19 protein-coding genes and 1 pseudogene are annotated in these 18275 nt (G+C 66.5%); 14 read left to right on the top strand and 6 right to left on the bottom strand.

Going from position 1 to position 18275, the window contains the following annotated elements; all coding sequences use genetic code 11:
* Positions 1-221 precede the first annotated feature (221 nt).
* From FFS49_RS38265 to FFS49_RS38285, 5 genes are read left to right on the top strand one after another with little or no spacing between them, the layout of a single operon-like run.
* Positions 222-971 (top strand): FkbM family methyltransferase, encoded by a 750-nt coding sequence (locus tag FFS49_RS38265; protein WP_039357850.1) that lies wholly within the window; start codon positions 222-224, stop codon positions 969-971.
* Positions 972-1964 (top strand): aminoglycoside phosphotransferase, encoded by a 993-nt coding sequence (locus tag FFS49_RS38270; protein ID WP_105816655.1) that lies wholly within the window; start codon positions 972-974, stop codon positions 1962-1964. It abuts the gene before it with no gap.
* 1 nt (position 1965) lies between these two features.
* Complete coding sequence (locus FFS49_RS38275; protein WP_105816654.1) at positions 1966-2844, top strand: 4Fe-4S cluster-binding domain-containing protein; 879 nt, start codon at positions 1966-1968, stop codon at positions 2842-2844.
* Positions 2841-3902, top strand: a complete 1062-nt coding sequence (locus FFS49_RS38280; RefSeq protein WP_105816653.1) for an asparagine synthase-related protein — start codon at positions 2841-2843, stop codon at positions 3900-3902. The genes FFS49_RS38275 and FFS49_RS38280 overlap by 4 nt, the downstream gene beginning before the upstream one ends.
* Positions 3903-3908: 6 nt before the next feature.
* Positions 3909-5117 (top strand): glycosyltransferase, encoded by a 1209-nt coding sequence (locus FFS49_RS38285; protein WP_105816652.1) that lies wholly within the window; start codon positions 3909-3911, stop codon positions 5115-5117.
* On the opposite strand, the gene FFS49_RS38290 is transcribed toward FFS49_RS38285, so the two are convergent.
* Positions 5074-5763 (bottom strand): CmcI family methyltransferase, encoded by a 690-nt coding sequence (locus FFS49_RS38290; protein ID WP_039357863.1) that lies wholly within the window; start codon positions 5761-5763, stop codon positions 5074-5076. The genes FFS49_RS38285 and FFS49_RS38290 overlap by 44 nt on opposite strands.
* Positions 5764-5788: 25 nt before the next feature.
* On the opposite strand from FFS49_RS38290, the gene FFS49_RS38295 reads away from it, so the two are divergent.
* Positions 5789-6754, top strand: a complete 966-nt coding sequence (locus FFS49_RS38295; protein WP_105816651.1) for a phosphotransferase — start codon at positions 5789-5791, stop codon at positions 6752-6754.
* A gap of 12 nt (positions 6755-6766) precedes the next feature.
* Here FFS49_RS38295 and FFS49_RS38300 read toward each other — a convergent pair whose 3' ends face one another.
* On the bottom strand, positions 6767-7342 hold the full coding sequence (locus tag FFS49_RS38300; protein ID WP_105816650.1) for a polysaccharide deacetylase family protein: 576 nt from the start codon (positions 7340-7342) through the stop codon (positions 6767-6769).
* Positions 7343-7427: 85 nt separating this feature from the next.
* Positions 7428-7976 (bottom strand): hypothetical protein, encoded by a 549-nt coding sequence (locus tag FFS49_RS38305; protein WP_105816649.1) that lies wholly within the window; start codon positions 7974-7976, stop codon positions 7428-7430.
* Positions 7977-8261: 285 nt separating this feature from the next.
* On the opposite strand from FFS49_RS38305, the gene FFS49_RS38310 reads away from it, so the two are divergent.
* On the top strand, positions 8262-8741 hold the full coding sequence (locus FFS49_RS38310) for a DUF2501 domain-containing protein (RefSeq protein WP_105816648.1): 480 nt from the start codon (positions 8262-8264) through the stop codon (positions 8739-8741).
* Positions 8742-8862: 121 nt separating this feature from the next.
* Here the strand turns inward: FFS49_RS38310 and FFS49_RS38315 are convergent, their stop codons facing one another.
* Both FFS49_RS38315 and FFS49_RS38325 read right to left on the bottom strand, forming a co-directional pair.
* Positions 8863-9228: a hypothetical protein gene (locus tag FFS49_RS38315; protein WP_039357869.1), complete on the bottom strand. Its 366-nt coding sequence runs from the start codon at positions 9226-9228 to the stop codon at positions 8863-8865.
* Positions 9229-9552: 324 nt separating this feature from the next.
* Positions 9553-10314 carry a hypothetical protein gene (locus FFS49_RS38325; RefSeq protein WP_105816646.1) on the bottom strand — a complete coding sequence of 254 codons (762 nt, stop codon included), beginning with the start codon at positions 10312-10314 and terminating at the stop codon, positions 9553-9555.
* Between the two features lie 134 nt (positions 10315-10448).
* On the opposite strand from FFS49_RS38325, the gene FFS49_RS38330 reads away from it, so the two are divergent.
* The 3 genes from FFS49_RS38330 (at position 10449) to FFS49_RS38340 (ending at position 13906) form a co-directional block, all read left to right on the top strand.
* Entirely contained in the window at positions 10449-11885 is a 1437-nt protein-coding gene (locus FFS49_RS38330; protein ID WP_105816645.1) for an aldehyde dehydrogenase family protein, read from the top strand.
* 123 nt (positions 11886-12008) lie between these two features.
* Complete coding sequence (locus FFS49_RS38335) at positions 12009-13199, top strand: nitronate monooxygenase family protein (protein WP_105816644.1); 1191 nt, start codon at positions 12009-12011, stop codon at positions 13197-13199.
* Positions 13200-13264: 65 nt separating this feature from the next.
* On the top strand, positions 13265-13906 hold the full coding sequence (locus tag FFS49_RS38340; protein ID WP_039357873.1) for an OmpW family outer membrane protein: 642 nt from the start codon (positions 13265-13267) through the stop codon (positions 13904-13906).
* A 75-nt stretch (positions 13907-13981) separates the two neighbouring features.
* On the opposite strand, the gene FFS49_RS38345 is transcribed toward FFS49_RS38340, so the two are convergent.
* A complete protein-coding gene (locus FFS49_RS38345) occupies positions 13982-14185 on the bottom strand; it encodes a DUF1289 domain-containing protein (protein WP_059964625.1) in 204 nt (67 codons plus the stop codon).
* A 424-nt stretch (positions 14186-14609) separates the two neighbouring features.
* On the opposite strand from FFS49_RS38345, the gene FFS49_RS38350 reads away from it, so the two are divergent.
* From FFS49_RS38350 to FFS49_RS38365, 4 genes and pseudogenes are all read left to right on the top strand, one after another.
* A complete protein-coding gene (locus tag FFS49_RS38350; RefSeq protein WP_105816643.1) occupies positions 14610-15704 on the top strand; it encodes a polyamine ABC transporter substrate-binding protein in 1095 nt (364 codons plus the stop codon).
* An 86-nt stretch (positions 15705-15790) separates the two neighbouring features.
* Complete coding sequence (gene potA, locus FFS49_RS38355) at positions 15791-16951, top strand: polyamine ABC transporter ATP-binding protein (RefSeq protein ID WP_039357876.1); 1161 nt, start codon at positions 15791-15793, stop codon at positions 16949-16951.
* Positions 16948-17874 carry an ABC transporter permease subunit gene (locus tag FFS49_RS38360; RefSeq protein ID WP_105816642.1) on the top strand — a complete coding sequence of 309 codons (927 nt, stop codon included), beginning with the start codon at positions 16948-16950 and terminating at the stop codon, positions 17872-17874. Before potA ends, FFS49_RS38360 begins: the two co-directional genes overlap by 4 nt.
* Positions 17871-18275 (top strand): annotated as a pseudogene (locus FFS49_RS38365) (putrescine ABC transporter permease PotI); the annotation flags it as partial. The gene FFS49_RS38360 and the pseudogene FFS49_RS38365, both read left to right, overlap by 4 nt.

Raw genomic sequence — 18275 nt, forward strand, 5'->3', positions numbered from 1 at the left:
TGTGTTGCGGTCCGGCGGTGGTACGAAGCCGGAGCGTATAGCAGCGCGAAGCCGCGACAGGCGCATCGGGCCCGCATCGACAGTATTGTCGATGCGGGCTTTTTCATTTCCGTGCCGGTGAAGCGCGGGGGTGTCGCACATTCCCGTTTCCTCTCCTCAATCGACTTCGGGTAAATTACGCTCCGAATACCGCCCTCAAATCCGACCCGGAGCCCCCCTCGATGCAGGACCATCCTCTCCCGCTCGATCTATCCGGCCTTGCGCCAAGCCTCTATGCCCAGGGCACCGAGGAAGGCATCCTGTCGCGCCTGATGGAGCGGATCGCGCCGACCAACCGCTTCTGCGTCGACATCGGCGCGAGCGACGGGCTACGCAACAGCAACACCGCGCGGCTGCTGCGCGAACGGGATTGGTCCGGCGTGCTGGTGGAAGGGAGTGCGTACCGCTTCGGCAAGCTGGCCGCCCACTACGCGGGGGTGGACCGCGTTCGCTTGCACCACGACCGCATCCAGCCCGACACGATCGACACGTTGCTCGCCGATGCGAACACGCCAGCCGATTTCGACCTGCTGTCGATCGACATCGACGGCAACGACTACTGGGTCTGGCGCGGCCTGCGGGCATTCCAGCCGCGTATCGTCGTGATCGAATACAACCCGTACTACACGCCGCCCGAGCGCTGGGTCATGTGCTTCAACCCGGACCACGAATGGGACGGCTCGACCTATTACGGTGCGAGCCTCGAATCGCTCGTTCATCTCGGCAGGCAGAAGGGCTATGAGCTCGTCTGTTGCGACGACATGGGCAACAACGCGTTCTTCGTGCGGCAGGACCTGTATCCGCTGCTCGGCATCGCGAACAACGATCCCTCGGTGCTGTTTCGTCCGGCGATGTACAAGGTGCGCTACGTCGGACACAACACGTTCCTGAGCGGTCATCCGTATCGATACGGCCCGGCCGAGCACATCTGAATGGACTCGCTCGCCGCGACCTTCGACGAGATCCGCGCGGCCTATGCGCTGGGCCGCATCGGGCAGCCGCGCCAGGCCGGCGAGCGCGTGTGGCACCTGCCGACCGATGACGGCGGCGTAGCGGTCAAGCTCTATGCGCTCGAACATCATGCGCGTGCGGCCAAGGAAGCGGCCGTGCTCGCGCACTTCGAGAGGCACGGCGATGCGCGCTTCCGTGTGCAGGCGCTGAAACGTACGACGTCGGGCGCATCGCTGTGGACGGGCCACGGCTCGCACGCGATGCTGACGCGCTGGGAAACCGGCCGGTTCAGAACCTACGACACATTTTCGCCGGCCGAATGGGATGCGCTCGGGGCGAGTCTGGCCGCGTTGCATCTGAGTCTCGAGCGCCTTCATTTGCCGCAGCTCGACACGATCCGCGCACGGCTGATCGCGATCGACGCGGACGCAGTGCGCCGCAGCCTGCACGACGCACTCGATCGCGCACGCGAGAACCACGCCGCCGACGACCTGCGCCGCTACGTCGATCTCGCGTTGCGCATGCTCGACCGCTACTATCCGGGCAGCATCGATGCGTTTCCCGCCGACGATCCGCAGCATCCGATCCACAATGACTACAACCAGTTCAACTATCTGTTCACGGGCACGCTGCCGCCGCTCATCCTCGACTGGGAAGCGTCGATCGGCGCGCCGCGTGAATACGAACTGGTGCGTTGCCTGAACCATCTGCCGCTGGAGGCACCGCATCTGGCGGAAGCGTTCGTGCTGGCCTATCGGCGGACCCGGCCGGTCGATCCCGCGCGCATTGCGTGGGCGGTCGATGCCGCGTGCGTGCAGCACGCGCTCAAGCTCTGGATCGTGCAAGGCTGGCTCGACGAACCGTCGCGCTTTGCATCGCATCTGAACGGCGCGGTGACGATGGCCTCTGCGATGGTGGATGCGCGCGACCGTCTGGTCGATTTCTTTTCCCGTTGTGTGGAAAGAGGACGCTGATGTGAATGCGAAGCTGAACCGGATGCCGAATCCGACGCCGCCCACCGAGCGGCAGCATGTGTTTCCGCCGCCGCTGGATCGCGATTACCGCGTCGAAGACGGGCGCGTGCTGACGCGCTCGCTGGAAGCGCATATCGTCGATCACTGCAACCTGACCTGCGCGGAATGTTGCTCGCTGTCGCCGCTGCTGCCCGAGTGGTATGCGAGCCCCGAATCGATCGAGGCCGATCTGCGCCGCGCCGCGAAGGTGTTGCGCCCGCGCATGTTCAAGCTGGTCGGCGGCGAGCCGCTGCTGCATCCGACGCTCGTCGAACTCGTCCAGCGCGTGCGCGCCACCGGCATCGCGCCCGTGATCTCCGTCACGACGAACGGCCTGAAGCTCGGCGAGATGACCGATGCGTTCTGGCAGGCGGTGGATGCGCTGACGATCTCGCGCTATCCGAAGCCGGCGCTGTCGTCCGACCTGGTCGCGCACATCGAGCGCCAGGCCGCGCGCTTCGACGTGCGCCTGAACTGGAAGGTGCAGGACGTGTTCACGACGATGAACCGCGCGCAGCCCGGCACCGATCGAGACGAAGCGCAGCGCCTTTATCACGATTGCTGGATCCGCGAGCGCTGCCATATGATTCGCGACGGCATGTTCTACACGTGCACGCGTCCGGCGCATTTCCATACGCTCTACAAGGGCGAGAAGGATTTTCGGTCCGACGGCCTGCCGCTGCGCGACGCCGCCGGCATGCTCGACGCGATGCTCGCCTATCTGCAACGCGAGGCGCCGCTCGAAGCGTGCCTGCATTGCCAGGGCGGCAGCGCGCCGGTGGCGCCGCATCGCATCCTCAAACGCATTGAAGTGGACTCCTTGAAGGCTCGTTATCCATGATCGTCGGCACGCGCGACCCGTTCGGCTTCGACCGGCTTCACTACCACCCGCGCAGCGGTGCGGCGGCGTCCGGCATCCGGGCCGTCCTGCACGCGTCGGGGCAACTGGCCGGCGAGCCGGATGCGGCGGCGATCGCGGGTTACCTGAGCGGCGAGCGGCTGGTCGGCCGCACCGTGTTGCGCGACGTGCGCGCGGTGCCGCCCGGTCATGCGCTGATCCGTTCGCCGCAGGGGCTGATCGTGCAGCCGGCACCCGCGCAGCCGCGGCACGCCGATCTGGAAACCGTGCTGCGCGCGTCGCTGCAGCGTGCGCTCGACAGCGGCAAGCGGGTTGCGCTGGCGCTGAGCGGCGGGCTCGATTCGGCGCTGCTGCTCGCGTTGCTGCGCGAACTCGGCGCGCAGCGGCACGTGACGTCCTACGTTCTCGTGACCGACATGCCTGACTATTGCGAACGCGATGCGGCACTCGAACTGGCCGCGCAGATGCGGGCGAACGTGAAGATCGTGCGCGTGAACGAGGCCGATTTCGTCGCGGCGTTGCCGAGAACGACGCATGCGGTCGAGGAGCCGATGTTCAACCTGCATCCGGTCGCGAAACTGCTGCTCGCCGAGGCGATGGCCGCGGACGGCGTCGAGGTGGCCATCACCGGCGACGGCGCGGACCAGGTGCTGCGCCGCGATCAGTCGGCCAACTATCTGCCGCTGTGCCATGCGCTGTTCGATGCGGCGTCGGTCGACCTGCATCCGCCGTTCGTCGACGATGCCGTCGTCGCGCATCTGACGAGCATCGCGCCCGATCCGGACAAGCAATGCCTGCGCGATCTCGGCGCGCGCCTGAACCTGCCGGACCGTCTCGTGCACGGCCCCAAGCGCGGGCGCCTCGCCCCGGCGATGGATCTCACGGCGCTGCTCGATCGCGACCGCACGCACGCGCTGGCCGACACGCTCGGTCTGCCCGCACCCACGCTGCAGGCGGATACCGAACGCGTGCTGTGGACGACGCTGTCGCTGATCCTCGATCATTTCCGCCACCTCGATGCCGCGCATCGCCCAACCTAATCGTTCATGAAACGCATCCTGTTCTGCGTGGTGCCCGAAAAGGGGCACGTCAATCCGTGCATCGGCCCGGCCCAGCATCTGCGCACCGCGGGGTGCGACGTCGCGTTCTATGCGCCGGCCGATATCAGTGCACAGCTCGACGGTGCCGGCGGCTTCGAATTCGTCGGGCCGCGCGAAACGCCCGAGCGCCACGACCTGTCGCGCGGCGCGAGCTTCGCCGCGAACATTCGGGATGCGGACTGGCTGCGGCACTGGATCCGCACGCTGCTGATCGATCTCGCCCCCGCGCAGGTGGACGGCATCCGCGCGGTGCTGCGCGACTGGCGGCCCGATGTGGTCGTGATCGATCCGCTGCTCTATGCGGCGGCGATCGCGGCGGAACTGGAAGGGCGGCCGTGGGTCTCGATGTCGAATTCGCTGAATCCCGTGCTGTCGGACGATCTCGATTCGGAACTGCTGCGCACGGTGCGATGGCTCGAACCGGAACGCACGCGGCTGTTCGCGCGCTACGGGCTCGACGCGCGTTTTCGCGGTTGCGACATCCTCTCGCCGCACCTGACGCTCGCGTTCACGACCGACGCGCTGGTCGGTGCGCCGCCGCCCAGCGTCGAGCTGGTCGGGCCGGCAATGCCGTCCGGCCCGCGCGGCGACGAGACGCCGTTCCCGTGGGAACGCCTCGATGCGGATCGTCCTCTGGTTTACATGTCGCTCGGCAGCCAGCTTTACTACCATCCCGACGTGTTTGCGAAGGTCATCGAGGCGACGCGCGCGACGTCGGCGCAACTGGTGCTGTCGGTGGGCGAACTGGTCGATTCGGATCTGCTGCCGGCCGACGACGGGCGTGTGATCGCGGTGCGTTACGCGCCGCAGCTGGCGCTGCTGCAGCGCACGCACGCGTTCGTCAGCCACGGCGGCGCGAATTCGGTGATGGAGTCGCTTGCCTGCGGCGTGCCGATGCTGCTGTCGCCGTTCTGCAATGACCAGTTCCATTCGGCGCACTTCGTCGAGCGCGCCGGCGCGGGGTGCGTGCTGGATCTGCAGCAAGCCGGCGTGGCGGATATCGCCGAGGCGCTCGAACGCCTGTTGCGGCCCGGGACGTTGCGCGACCAGGCGGCGCGGGTCCGCGCGAGCTACGCGGCGCGCGACGGTTCGGCCGAGGCGGCCCGCCTGATCAGCGCACTCGCTTCAGGAAACCGCCTGGCGACAGCGTCATGAGCACGCGGTCCTCGATGTCGTAGTCGACCTCGAAGCGGTCGTCGCGAGCGAGGAATTCATGCGTGGCGGTGGCCGGGTTGTTGCCTTTGCCGTACGGCTTGCCGTCGAACATCGACGCGGGCAGGTACTCCATGATCGTATCCATCACGATCGCGTAACTGCCGGGCGTCACGAGCGGTGCATAGCATTCCAGTTCGCGCAGCACGTGCGCGTGGGTGTGCGTGAGATCGAGGATCGCCATCACGCGTGCGCCTTCATCGATCTGCGCACGCACCGATGCGAGCGTGTCGGCCGCGCATGATTCGCCTTCGATCAGCGTCATGCGGTGGGCGAGCCGGTGCGATTGCAGGCGCTGCCTGACCTCGTCGCGCAGGCGCGGCTCGATCGCGACGACGCGGCCGCTGTCGCCGGCCAGTTCCAGCATCGACGCGGAGAATACGACACCGCCGCCCGCCGCGATCCCGGTCTGCACGATGCAGTCGGGACGCTCGCGCCAGATCAGCTCCTGGAGCGCGAGCATGTCGCCGGGCAGGTGGAAGAAGCGCTCGCCGAGCCAGCGCGTCTGGAACAGATGGTCGAATTCGGCAGCACGCGTCAGCCATTCGATATTGATGTCCCGCATGCGGGCCGAGGGACGCTCTGACATGGTCAATGCAACGAGTAGGAGTGACGTGAAAACGCTGGAACCGTGGCTTCACCGGTACTGGAACATCGGGTCGGCGCACCTGCAGGCGCTGGCGTCGGGCCATACTAACAAAACGTATCTCGTCGAGTGCGATGCGGGGCGCGCGGTGCTGCGCGTGTCGTGGCCAGGCAAGGCGGCCGAGCAGGTGCATCGCGAGGCGGCAGTGCTCGGTCATCTCGGCCACTCGCGCACGGCACCGAGGCTGCCTGCGCTGCCGAAGCTGCGGCCGACCGTGGACGCACAGTCCGGTGTGCAGCTGCCCAATGGAAGCTGGCTGCATCTGTTCGAGCCTATCGCCGGCTGCCCCGGCCTGCCGGACGATGCGGAGGCGGGCGCGATCGATGCGATGCGTGCGCTTGCGCATCTGCACGCGGCGATGGCGGCGATGCCCGTGACCGAATCGGCGCCGCTGGCCTGGCTGTCTGCGCGCCACGCACGTGTAGCGGCGCGAGCTGCGCCGTCGTTGCCGGGTGACTTGAGCGGCCACTGCGAGACGATGATGCGTCGGATCGGCGCACATCTCGACGCTGCCGCGCATTGGCTGACGGGAGCGACACAGTGGCTGCACGGCGACTATCACGCGGGCAACCTGCTGTACGTGGGGCACGCGGTGAACGGCGTGCTCGATTTCGACGATGTCGGGCAGGGCGTGCAGTGGCTCGAAGCGGCCTTTGCGCTGTTCGCGCTGTCGCGCGATGCGGGCAGGGATGATCGCTTCGTATTCGATGCACGGCGCTGGGACGCCGGCCTGCAAGCCTACGCCGCGACGCGGGCCGATGACGTGCCGGACTGGATGCACGACCGCCGCGATGCGCTGATGGCCCTGTTCTGCGCGGACCAGACGCTGATCCATCTCGAAGCTGCACAACGCGGCCTGTGGACACCGGGGCCGGGCATCGGCTTTCTCGGCGGCTGGCGGCAGTTGCTCGATGGTGCGGCGCCGGTACGTTGACCGGCGGCTTCGTCAGCGCGGCCGATTCAGGAACAGGCGCACCGCTTCGACCGTATTGGGCCGCGCCTCGCCGTGCCGCGATCCGTCGTGCATGCAGAACAGCACGTCACGTTGCCGTGCCGCGCTGGCGTCGACATGTGCACACATCGCGTCGAACAGCGCTTGCGGCGACGGCGCCGGCCGTTGCCAGTCGTCCAGAATCGCGGTCCAGCCCGTGTGTTCGCGCTGCAGCCGCGCCAGCACGCCGGCGCGATTGTCCTGCGGCATCAGGCCGTAAGGCAGGCGCAACGGAATCGTGTCCCGAGCCGGAACGCCGGCTCGGCGATAGGCTTCGTGGATCAGCGCGTCGGTCGTCTCGATCTCGTCGATCAGCGCATCGTCCGCCAGCGCGCCGGGCTTCGCGTGCGAATGGGTGTGATTGCCGAGTTGGTGGCCTTCGCGCGCCATTCTTGCCGCGACATCGAGCGCGCCTGCCAGATTCTGGCCGAGCAGGAAGAAGGTCGCCTGGCAGGACGCGGCGTGCAGGACATCGAGCAAGAAGGGTGTCGAGGGACCGGGCCCGTCGTCGAAACTGAGGCGAATGGACATCGCGGGTGGGTGCGCCGTTCAAGGTGTACCGGAGGAACGATAACGCAAGTCGCGGCGAGCGGCGGCCGGCGCTCTCATCGGTCGGCTACTGGAGCGGCTCGATCGCCAGCGGACAGGTGCCGATCCGACGCAACTGCGTGCCGGTCCATTCATAGAAGAACCGGGCGGCCTTCGCGCTGTTGTCGTCGCAATCGTCGTTGAAGCAGCCCGCGACGATCAGCAGCCTGCTGCCGGGTCGGAAATCGACACGCTCCTCGTCGTTGCCCATCACGCCGGCGATGGCCTGCACGCCGGGCATCGTGTACGTCGCGCCCGTGTACTTGTCGACGATCGCGAAATTCCGGCAATCCGTTCCGCAACCCCAGATCGCAACCCGGTAGTGGCCGGCAAAATTGGCCGGTTGCGTGAATTCGTCGCGAATCACGGTGCGGTAGAGGCGGGTTTCCCTGGTGGTCAGGCGGGGCGCCGCAGCCGGCTTGCGTGGCGCGCTCGCGGCGGGTGCCGGATAGCGGTCGAACGAAGGCGACGGGCATGCGGCGGCGGCCGCGGCCGTCGCGGCGCGAGCGGTGCCGGAGCCGCAAAGCAGCGCGGCCGATGCGCCTGCGATCAGCAGAAATCGATGGACAAGCATCACGCGAGCATCCTTCAGGTTCGGGTTCGTGATCGGGCCGGAGGGTCCGAACGGCCGGCGACGACGATTCTATGACGCTTCACGCGCGCCGGCGACCCGGCGCAGTGATCGCGAGCCTGCGTCAAACCGACGTTCCGCACACGGCCCGCCGTCAAGCTTTGTCAAATTGTGGCGATATCACGATGCCTGACGTTTCAGGCCGCCTTCGAAGGCTGTCATGCACGGGTTGATTGAGTATTCTTGGATTCGATTCGCGGCACGCATGCCGTCACAACCGGGAGGCTTCACATGAATGCACGTCTATACCGCGCGACTGTTGCCGGCGCGCTGATCGGATTGCTCGCGCCGTTTTCGGCGGCGCATGCGCAGCTGGGCGATGTCCTGAAGCAGGTCGGCGGCGGTGGCGATTCAGGCGGCAGCGCGGGCGGCGCGCTCGGCAATCTGGGCGGCCTCGGTGGTGCATTGACGGGCGGCGGTGGTGCGTCGCTGATGCCGGGCAGCACCGGCAACGTCGCCGGCCTGCTGCAGTTCTGCATCCAGAACAACTATCTCGGCGGGGCATCCGGCGGCGCGTCGTCGGTGAAGGACGCGCTGATGGGCAAGCTCGGCGGCAGCGCGTCGTCCGACAGCGGCTATACCAGCGGCGCGAGCGGGATCCTCGATGCCGGCAACGGCAGCAAGCTCGACCTGAGCGGCGGCGGCCTGAAGCAGCAGGTGACCAAGCAGATCTGCGACAAGGTGCTGACGCAGGCGAAGTCGCTGCTGTAAGTGTCGCGGTGCGTGGCGGCGCAGGGGGCGGTGCGACGCGTACCGCGCCATCGAGACTGCCACGCGCGTCGACAAACAGACGGGCCGCCGCGCGATGCCGCCGCGGCCCGCACGCATGGACTCAATCGGCCAGCCGCTTGTCGGCGAGCGCCTTGCAGCAGTCTTCGTAGACCCATTGCACGAGTTTCGCCCGATAGTCGAGATCGTCGGTATCGACGATTTCCTCGACCGCGTCGCGCGCCCATGACGCATCGACGAACCCGGCATGCCGCTTCGCGATGTCCTGCGCGAGCGCCGCGAGCTTGGCGACGGCCAGCCAGTCGGCCTGGCGATGATGGCGGTCGAGCCAGCGGTGCGCGGCCTGGACCTGGAACGCGGCGTCCGGCCACGATTCGTTGAGGTAAAACGCGCCGAGATTGCCGCAGGTGAGCCAGCAAAGCAGTTCCAGGCGGTCTTGCGAGCCGAGGGTATGGGGTGCGTCGGACATGGCAGCGCTCACGAAATACGTCGATTCCGGGCGGCGCCGGTTGCAACGGGCCGGTGCCGATAATAAAAACATAGCACGATGCGGGCCCGACCGCGCACCCGGGCGGATGCTGACATGGCGGTGGCGAGACGGACGCTGCGCCGGCCAGGATCGCCGACGGCGAAGTGAGGGGGCGGCGGGAACGGAAAGTGCGGGAGCGCGTGAGGAGCGATGCGGGAGGACGCGGCCGGGGAACGGCCGCCGGGCGCCGTGCACGCCGTGAAGCGGGCCCGTTGCCGGGCCCGCCGCAGCCGGGCGCGCGGGCCGGGCTGCCGATGAGCGAACTCAGGTCGTCGTGTGCGAGGCGCGCGCGATCGAGCGGATGCTGCGCTCGACGCGGATCAGGATGATCAGCACCGCGAGCGACACGAACGAATACAGCGCGACGAGCGCGGCGACGCCCGCGTAGCGCGCGGTCTGGCCGTTCTCCGCAGCGGTTTCTTCCGCAGCCCTCTTCTCGTTGTCGATCGCGGTCCGGCGTGCGTCGTAGCGCTGCGAGAAGTCGCGCATGACCGCCGACACGACGTCGGTGTACGCCTGCTCCCGCGCATATTCGTCGCGGTGACGGGTGACCTTCTTCTTGACGCTGGCCGCGACGTCCGGGCGCGACAGCACCTTGTCGAGATACGCGATCTGCTGCTCGTAATACGCGACTTCCGGATGGCCGTCGTCATTGAGCACGCGCTGGAACGACGGCTCGTATGCATCACGATCGACCGCGTAATCCGGCGACAGGGCGGCCCGGCCATGCTTCTGCACGATGCCAGACAATTGCGTCGACAGGCGCAGCGCGGGCGACGCATCGTCGTCCTTGACTGCCGCGCCGTCGGCGGCCGGCGCGGCCTTGGCGGGCGCATCGTTCTCCCACGCAAACGATGCAGGATCGACCTGGATGGCCGAATCGACCTTCGGCGGTTTCGACAGGCGCGCATCGAGTGCGACCGCGCCGAATATGACCCCGCCGATCAGGACTGCGGTCGCGAACAACAGCACGATCACGCGCAGTACCTGAAGATAGCCGCCCTCGATTCTGGTCAGGATGCTCAAGGCATTCCCCTTTCTTATGATGATTGAGGCGCCGAGGCTAAAGACCTTTCTAATGGCTGTCAATCGTCACGCCGGGTCACACCGGCGGACCGAAACGCTCGCTAGAATGTCGGCTTTCCTGGAGGCGGAAAGCGATGAAAATCTACGACCAGTTCTATATCGACGGCGCGTGGCGCAAACCGGCCGGCACCGGCACGATCGACGTGATCGACTCGGGCACCGAGGCCGTGATCGGCCGGATTCCGGAAGGCGTCGCGTCCGACGCGCAGGACGCGATCCGCGCGGCGCGCGCAGCCTTCGACGCGTGGGCGGCCACGCCGCCCGCGACGCGCGCGGGCTACCTGCGCAGGATCGTCGAGCATCTGCAGGCGCGCAGCGAGGAGCTTGCGCAGTCGATCACCGGCGAAGTCGGGATGCCGATCAAGCTGTCGCGCGCGATCCAGGTCGGCGGCCCGATCTACAACTGGAAGGCATACGCGAAGCTCGCCGAATCGTTCGAATTCGAGGCACAGGTCGGCAACTCGCTCGTCGTGCGCGAGCCGGTCGGCGTCGTCGCGGCGATCACGCCCTGGAACTATCCGCTCAACCAGGTCACGCTGAAAGTCGCGCCGGCGCTCGCGGCCGGCTGCACGGTCGTCCTGAAGCCGTCCGAAGTCGCGCCGCTGAACGCGTTCATGCTCGCCGAAGCGATTCACGAAGCCGGGCTGCCGCCCGGCGTGTTCAATCTCGTGTGCGGCTATGGCCCGGTCGTCGGGGAAGTGCTGGCCACCGATCCGGACGTCGACATGGTGTCGTTCACGGGCTCGACGCGTGCCGGCAAGCGCGTGGCCGAGCTGGCGGCCGCGAGCGTCAAGCGCGTTGCACTCGAACTGGGCGGCAAATCGGCGTCGGTGATCCTCGACGATGCCGATTTCGCGACGGCGGTGAAGGGCACGGTCAACGCGTGCTACCTGAACGCGGGGCAGACCTGCTCGGCGCACACGCGCATGCTGGTGCCGGAAGCGTGCTACGACGAGGCGCGCGCGATCGCGAAGGCGGCGGCCGAAACCTACGTCGCCGGCGATCCGCGGCAGGACGCGACGCGCCTCGGTGCGCTCGCATCGGCCGCACAGCAGCAGCGTGTGCAGGACTACATCCAGCGCGGGATCTACGAAGGCGCCGAACTCGTCACGGGTGGCACGGGCCTGCCGGAAGGGCTCACGAAGGGCTTCTTCGTGAAGCCGACCGTGTTCGGCCGCGTCGATCCGAAATCGACGATCGCGCAGGAGGAAATCTTCGGGCCGGTGCTGTCGATCATCACGTATCGCGATGAAGACGAGGCCGTGCGAATCGCGAACGATTCGCCGTACGGGCTCGGCGGCGCGGTATGGGCCGGCAGCGACGAACGCGCGATGGGCATCGCGCGCCGCATCCGCACCGGGCAGGTCGACATCAACGGCGGCGCATGGAACATGGCCGCGCCGTTCGGCGGCTACAAGCAGTCGGGTCACGGCCGCGAGAACGGCGTGTACGGGCTCGAAGAATATCTCGAGTACAAGTCGATGCAGCTCAAGCCCGCGAAGCCGGCCTGAGCGTTTCTCGTGGCATGAGATGGAAACGGCACGCTTGCGTGCCGTTTTTTTCTTGACGGCCGTCAAGATGCGCGTCGGTGGATCGTCGATCATCGCGGTTCCGATGTTCCGACGAGGTTTCAGATGACCGTACGCACTTCCTTTCCGCCGCTGACGATTCGCGGCCGCTCCTTGTTGCCCGTCGTGCAGGGCGGCATGGGCGTCGGCATCTCCGCGCACCGGCTGGCGGGCAGCGTCGCGCGCGAAGGCGCGGTCGGCACGATCGCGAGCATCGACCTGCGCCACCATCATGCGGACCTGCTCGCGCGTTGCCGCGCGCAACCCGATCGCGCGACGCTCGAGGCCGCGAACCTCGAGGCGCTCGCACGCGAGATCCGCCTCGCGAAGACCTACAGCGAAGGGCGCGGGATGATCGCGGTCAACGTGATGAAGGCCGTGAGCGCGCATGCGGACTACGTGCGGGCGGCGTGCGACGAGGGGGCGGACGCGATCGTGATGGGCGCGGGCCTGCCGCTCGACTTGCCCGATCTCACGCAAGGCTACGAGATCGCGCTGATTCCGATCCTGTCGGACAGCCGCGGGATCGCGCTCGTGCTGAAGAAGTGGATGAAGAAGGGGCGCCTGCCCGATGCGATCGTGATCGAGCATCCGGCGCACGCGGGCGGGCACCTCGGCGTCACGCAGATCGACGACATGCACGACAGTCGCTTCGATTTCGCGCGCGTGCTCGACGAGACCGCCCAGGTGATGGCGTCTCTCGGCGTTGCGCGCGAAACGATCCCGTTGATCGTTGCGGGCGGGATCAACAGTCACGACACGGTGCGCGCGGCGTTCGACGCCGGCGCGAACGGCGTGCAGGTGGGGACGCCGTTCGCGGTGACGGAAGAGGGCGATGCGCATCCGCACTTCAAGCGCGTGCTGGCCGACGCGACGCCCGAGGACATCGTCGAATTCGTCAGCGTGACGGGGCTGCCCGCACGCGCGGTGAAGACGCCGTGGCTCGATCGTTACCTGCGCAACGAGACGCGCATCCGCACCAAGCTCGGCGCGCTGAAGCAGCGCTGCCCGACCGCGCTCGAATGCCTGAGCGTATGCGGCTTGCGCGACGGCATCGAGAAGTTCGGCCATTTCTGCATCGATACGCGGCTCGCGGCCGCGCTGCGCGGCGACGTGGCGAACGGGCTGTTCTTCCGCGGCCGCGAAGCGTTGCCGTTCGGCCGTGCGATCCGCAGCGTGCGCGATCTGCTCGACCTGCTGCTGACGGGCAGTGCGACCGAGCCTGCGGCAAACCGTCCCACGTTTACGCTGGCTTGACGGATATCAAGATAAGGACAAGACCCTACAGGGAGAATGGAAACCATTCTTTGGGGGTCCGTACCATGCATAAAACGATTCGAACTTGTGTCACCGCTGCTGCCGTTGCAGCCGCTTTCGCCGCGATGCCTTCGCTGTCGCATGCGGCCTCGCCGGGCGACGGTATCAACCAGGGCGATGTCCTGGTCCGGCTGCGCGCGATCAGCATCCAGCCGAACGAACGCGCGAGCGATACGCTGGGCGCGCTCAACGTCGGCGTGAACAACGCGATCGTGCCGGAGCTCGACTTCACGTACATGATCCGCGACTACCTGGGCGTCGAGCTGATCCTCGGCACGTCGCGTCACCAGCTCACGTCGAGCATCGGCAATCTCGGCGGTGTGGGCGTGCTGCCGCCGACGCTGCTGCTGCAGTACCACTTCAACCATGCCGGCAAGGTGCGTCCGTATGTCGGTGCGGGCGTGAACTACACGTACTTCTACAACAACGGGCTCAACGTCGGCGGCGAGGGTGTGTCGATCAACAAGAGCAGCTTCGGCCCCGCGCTGCAGTTCGGCGTGGACGTGCAATTGACGAAGAAGGTCTTCATGAACGTCGACGTGAAGAAGATCTGGATGAGCACCGATGCGACGCTCGGCGACAAGGGCATCGGCACGCTGCACATCGATCCGCTGATCGTCGGCGTGGGCGTCGGGATGAAGTTCTAGACGCGAAGGGAAAAGAACAGAGTTGGGGTTGGCGGCATGGCGGTCGGCATGCCGCTCTTTTTTTGCGCGGCGGATTTACAGCTTGTCGTACTGGAAGCGCATCGCGGTGCCTTCGCGCGAGATGCGCTCCCACACCACGCGCTTCTCGTCGTCGCTCAGGAACACCCAGTTCGACACTTCGGCGGCCGTGCGGCCGCAGCCCTTGCAGACTTCGTCGAAGAGGGTCGAGCACACGCCGATGCAGGGGCTGTCGGGCAGGTCGTGGAGATTGGAGGCCATCGGGAGTTTCACGCAGTCGAATCGTCAGCCGCCATTTTAATCCATCGCGGCCGATCGGCCGGGCGGAGGCGACCGGCGTGCCGTGCGCGCGCCGGGGGCGTGTCGGCACGGCCCGGCATCGGGCCCGGTCGCGCAGGCCGCTCGCGCGTCGGGCCGGCAAACGCGGTCGCGCCGACGCCCGTTTTTCCCGGTGGACAGCCGCCGATTACCCGATAGAATTCCCCGGGAACGCCTCGCCGCACGGGCAGCCAGCCTGGCCGGCAGCGGGAATCTGTTCCGTTTGCGCGACACCGGCATGATTTTTTTGTGACGGGGCGCGAATGATGGTAGTTTTCGGGGTTTTCGAGGGGCGGCGCGCCAGAATGCGCCGTCATGACGAGGCAGACGGCAGCCGGACACACGGTCCGGCCGTAGGGAGAACGGGATGAAAGCAAAGGTAGTGGGCCGGTTCGCAGCGCTCGCGCTGTGCGTGGGTGCATCGGCGGCAGCGGCGAAGGATACGCAGCTCAATGTCTATAACTGGTCGGACTACATTGCGAAGGACACGATCCCGAACTTCGAGAAGCAGGCGGGCGTCAAGGTCCGCTACGACAACTACGACAGCGACGACACGCTGCAGGCGAAGCTGCTGACGGGCAGCTCGGGCTACGACATCGTCGTGCCGACCAGCAACTACGCGGGCAAGCAGATCGCCGCCGGCATCTTCGCGCCGCTCGACAAGTCGAAGCTGCCGAACCTCAAGTACCTCGATCCGCAACTGATGGCGCTCGTCGCCGGCGCCGATCCGGGCAACAAGTACTCGGTGCCCTGGGCGTACGGCACGACCGGTCTCGCATACAACCTGACGAAGGCGCAGCAGGCGCTCGGCAAGGTGCCGCTCGACAACTGGGACATCCTGTTCAAGCCTGAAAACATCGCGAAGCTGAAGACCTGCGGCGTGTCGGTGCTCGACGCACCCGACCAGATGTTCGCGGCGACGCTGCACTACATCGGCAAGGATCCGATGAGCACGAACCCGGCCGACTACAAGGCCGCGATGGAAGTGCTGAAGAAGATCCGCCCGTACATCACGCAATTCAACTCGTCGGGCTACATCAACGACCTGGTCGGCGGCGACATCTGCTTCGCGTTCGGCTGGTCGGGCGACGTCGTGATCGCGAAGCATCGCGCGCTGGAAGCGAAGAAGCCGTACAAGGTCGAGTACTACATTCCGAAGGGCGGCGCCCCGGTGTGGTTCGACGTGATGGCGATCCCGAAGGACGCGAAGAACAAGGATGCCGCACTGCAGTGGATCAACTACATCGAGGATCCGAAGGTGCACGCGGCGATCACGAACGCGGTGTACTACCCGAGCGCCAACGCAGAGGCCCGCAAGTACGTGCGGCCCGACGTCGCGAACGACCCGGCCGTCTATCCGCCGGCCGACGTCGTGAAGACGCTGTTCCTGCTCAAGCCGCTGCCGCCTGAAATCCAGCGTCTGCAGACGCGTCTGTGGACCGAGCTGAAGTCGGGCCGCTGACGCGAGCCGGAGTGAATCAGCAGTCATGAAGCCCCTGGTGCCCCCGGGGGCTTTGTTCGTTCAACGCAGGAGAGAAGCAGCACATCATGAATAGCCAGTCGGGTGCGCCGGTCGCGGGCGCGCCGTCCTCCGTTTCCTCCTCCGGCGCCGATGCGCGCGCCGAGTCCTTTGTCCAGATCGTCGACGTCGTCAAGAAATTCGGCGACACCGAAGCCGTGCGCAGCGTCAACCTGACCGTGCGCCAGGGCGAGCTGTTCGCGCTGCTCGGCAGCTCGGGCTGCGGCAAGTCGACGTTGCTGCGGATGCTCGCGGGCCTCGAGACGGTCACGTCGGGCAAGATCCTGATCGATGGCGAGGACCTCGCGCAGATGCCGCCGTACAAGCGGCCCGTGAACATGATGTTCCAGTCGTATGCGCTGTTCCCGCACATGTCGGTCGAGTCGAACGTTGCGTTCGGTCTCAAGCAGGAAGGCACGCCGAAGGCCGAGCTGAAGGCGCGCGTCGCATCGGCGCTGGAACTCGTGCAGATGAGCAAGTACGCGAAGCGCAAGCCGCATCAGCTGTCCGGCGGCCAGCAGCAGCGCGTCGCGCTCGCGCGCTCGCTGGTCAAGCGGCCGAAGCTGCTGTTGCTCGATGAGCCGATGTCCGCGCTCGACAAGCAGATCCGCCAGCGCACGCAGATCGAGCTCGTCAACATCCTGCAGAAGGTCGGCGTCACCTGCATCATGGTCACGCACGACCAGGAAGAAGCGATGACGATGGCCAATCGCCTCGCGGTGATGAGCGAAGGCCAGATCGTGCAGATCGGCTCGCCGAACGAAGTGTACGAATATCCGAACAGCCGCTTCTCGGCCGAATTCATCGGCTCGACGAACCTGTTCGACGGCGTGACCGTCGAGGACGAACCCGATCACGTGTACATCGAGTCGCCGGAGCTGCCGAGCCGGCTGTACGTGAGCCACGGGATCTCGGGCCCGCTCGGGATGCCGGTCACGGTGTCGGTGCGCCCCGAACGGATCGCGCTCACGCGCAAGCCGCCCGAAGGCGCGTTCAACTGGGCGCGCGGCCGCATCAGCAACGTCGCTTACATGGGCGGCTACTCGCTGTATCACGTGAAGCTCGACGGCGGCAAGACGGTGATCGCGAACGTGTCGAGCCTCGCGATTTCGGAGCTCGACACGCCGGCGCTCGGCGACGAGATCTACGTGCGCTGGAGCGCGACGGCCGGCGTGGTGCTGACGTCATGACCACGTTCAAGACCATGCTTTCGTGGCCGGTGCGGCGCTTCAACCTGACGGGCGCCACGGCGGTCGTGGCTGGCCCGTTCACGTGGCTCGTGCTGTTCTTCCTCGTGCCGTTCGTGCTGGTCGTGAAGATCAGCTTCGCGGAGCTGCAGCTCGGCATCCCCCCGTATACGGAACTCGCGTCGTACGCGGACGGCGTCGTGCACGTCGCGCTGAACCTGTCGCACTACGCGTTCCTGTTCACGGACAGCCTGTATTTCGCGACCTACGTGAATTCGGTGTGGGTGGCCGCGATCACGACGCTGCTGTGCCTGCTGATCGGCTATCCGATGGCGTACTACATCGCGCGCTCGAACCCGGCGACCCGCAACCTGCTGATGATGGGCGTGATGCTGCCGTTCTGGACGTCGTTCCTGATCCGCGTGTATGCATGGATCGGCATCCTGAAGAACAACGGGCTGCTGAACAACTTCCTGATGTGGATCGGGCTCACGCATACGCCGATCGAGCTGTATCGCACCAACTACGCGGTGTACATCGGGATGGTCTATTCGTACCTGCCGTTCCTCGTGATGCCGTTGTATGCGCACCTCGTGAAGATGGACCTGCGCCTGCTGGAAGCCGCGTACGACCTCGGCGCCAGGCCGTGGAAGGCGTTCGTGCAGATCACGCTGCCGCTGTCGAAGAACGGGATCATCGCGGGCTGCCTGCTCGTGTTCATCCCGGCGGTGGGCGAGTACGTGATCCCCGAGCTGCTCGGCGGCGCGAACACGCTGATGATCGGCCGCGTGATGTGGAACGAGTTCTTCAACAACGCAGACTGGCCGATGGCGTCGGCGGTGACCTGCGCGATGGTGCTGCTGCTGCTCGTGCCGATGGCGATGTTCCAGCACTTCCAGGCGAAAGAGCAGGGAGGCCGTCGATGAAGCCGAATCGTTACCTGCAGTTCGCGGCGCTGTTTGCCGGCTTCGCGTTCCTGTATATCCCGATCATCAGCCTGATCGTCTATTCGTTCAACGAGTCGAAGCTCGTCACCGTGTGGTCGGGCTTCTCGTTCCGCTGGTACGCGGCGCTCGTCGAGGACGACGAACTGCTGACGGCCGCGTGGCTGTCGCTGAAGATCGGCGTGCTGACCGCGTTCGCATCGGTGTTCATCGGCACGTGGGCCGGCTTCGTGCTCGCGCGGATGGGGCGCTTTCGCGGCTTCGCGCTGTTCAGCGGGATGATCAACGCGCCGCTCGTGATTCCCGAGGTGATCCAGGGGATCTCGCTGCTGCTGCTGTTCATCGAGCTGGCGAAGTGGATCGGCTGGCCGGCCGAGCGCGGC

Origin of the sequence: Burkholderia sp. 4NA327C6 (assembly GCF_005502655.1) — a bacterium.
Taxonomy (GTDB): Bacteria; Pseudomonadota; Gammaproteobacteria; order Burkholderiales; family Burkholderiaceae; genus Burkholderia; species Burkholderia contaminans.

Excerpts from the sequence above, each read along its gene's own strand:
- FFS49_RS38265 (WP_039357850.1), top strand. The coding sequence starts at position 222 with ATGCAGGACCATCCTCTCCCGCTCGATCTATCCGGCCTTGCGCCAAGC.
- FFS49_RS38270 (WP_105816655.1), top strand. The coding sequence starts at position 972 with ATGGACTCGCTCGCCGCGACCTTCGACGAGATCCGCGCGGCCTATGCG.
- FFS49_RS38280 (WP_105816653.1), top strand. The coding sequence starts at position 2,841 with ATGATCGTCGGCACGCGCGACCCGTTCGGCTTCGACCGGCTTCACTAC.
- FFS49_RS38285 (WP_105816652.1), top strand. The coding sequence starts at position 3,909 with ATGAAACGCATCCTGTTCTGCGTGGTGCCCGAAAAGGGGCACGTCAAT.
- FFS49_RS38290 (WP_039357863.1), bottom strand. The coding sequence starts at position 5,763 with ATGTCAGAGCGTCCCTCGGCCCGCATGCGGGACATCAATATCGAATGG.
- FFS49_RS38300 (WP_105816650.1), bottom strand. The coding sequence starts at position 7,342 with ATGTCCATTCGCCTCAGTTTCGACGACGGGCCCGGTCCCTCGACACCC.
- FFS49_RS38310 (WP_105816648.1), top strand. The coding sequence starts at position 8,262 with ATGAATGCACGTCTATACCGCGCGACTGTTGCCGGCGCGCTGATCGGA.
- FFS49_RS38315 (WP_039357869.1), bottom strand. The coding sequence starts at position 9,228 with ATGTCCGACGCACCCCATACCCTCGGCTCGCAAGACCGCCTGGAACTG.
- FFS49_RS38330 (WP_105816645.1), top strand. The coding sequence starts at position 10,449 with ATGAAAATCTACGACCAGTTCTATATCGACGGCGCGTGGCGCAAACCG.
- FFS49_RS38335 (WP_105816644.1), top strand. The coding sequence starts at position 12,009 with ATGACCGTACGCACTTCCTTTCCGCCGCTGACGATTCGCGGCCGCTCC.
- FFS49_RS38340 (WP_039357873.1), top strand. The coding sequence starts at position 13,265 with ATGCATAAAACGATTCGAACTTGTGTCACCGCTGCTGCCGTTGCAGCC.
- FFS49_RS38345 (WP_059964625.1), bottom strand. The coding sequence starts at position 14,185 with ATGGCCTCCAATCTCCACGACCTGCCCGACAGCCCCTGCATCGGCGTG.
- FFS49_RS38350 (WP_105816643.1), top strand. The coding sequence starts at position 14,610 with ATGAAAGCAAAGGTAGTGGGCCGGTTCGCAGCGCTCGCGCTGTGCGTG.
- potA (WP_039357876.1), top strand. The coding sequence starts at position 15,791 with ATGAATAGCCAGTCGGGTGCGCCGGTCGCGGGCGCGCCGTCCTCCGTT.
- FFS49_RS38360 (WP_105816642.1), top strand. The coding sequence starts at position 16,948 with ATGACCACGTTCAAGACCATGCTTTCGTGGCCGGTGCGGCGCTTCAAC.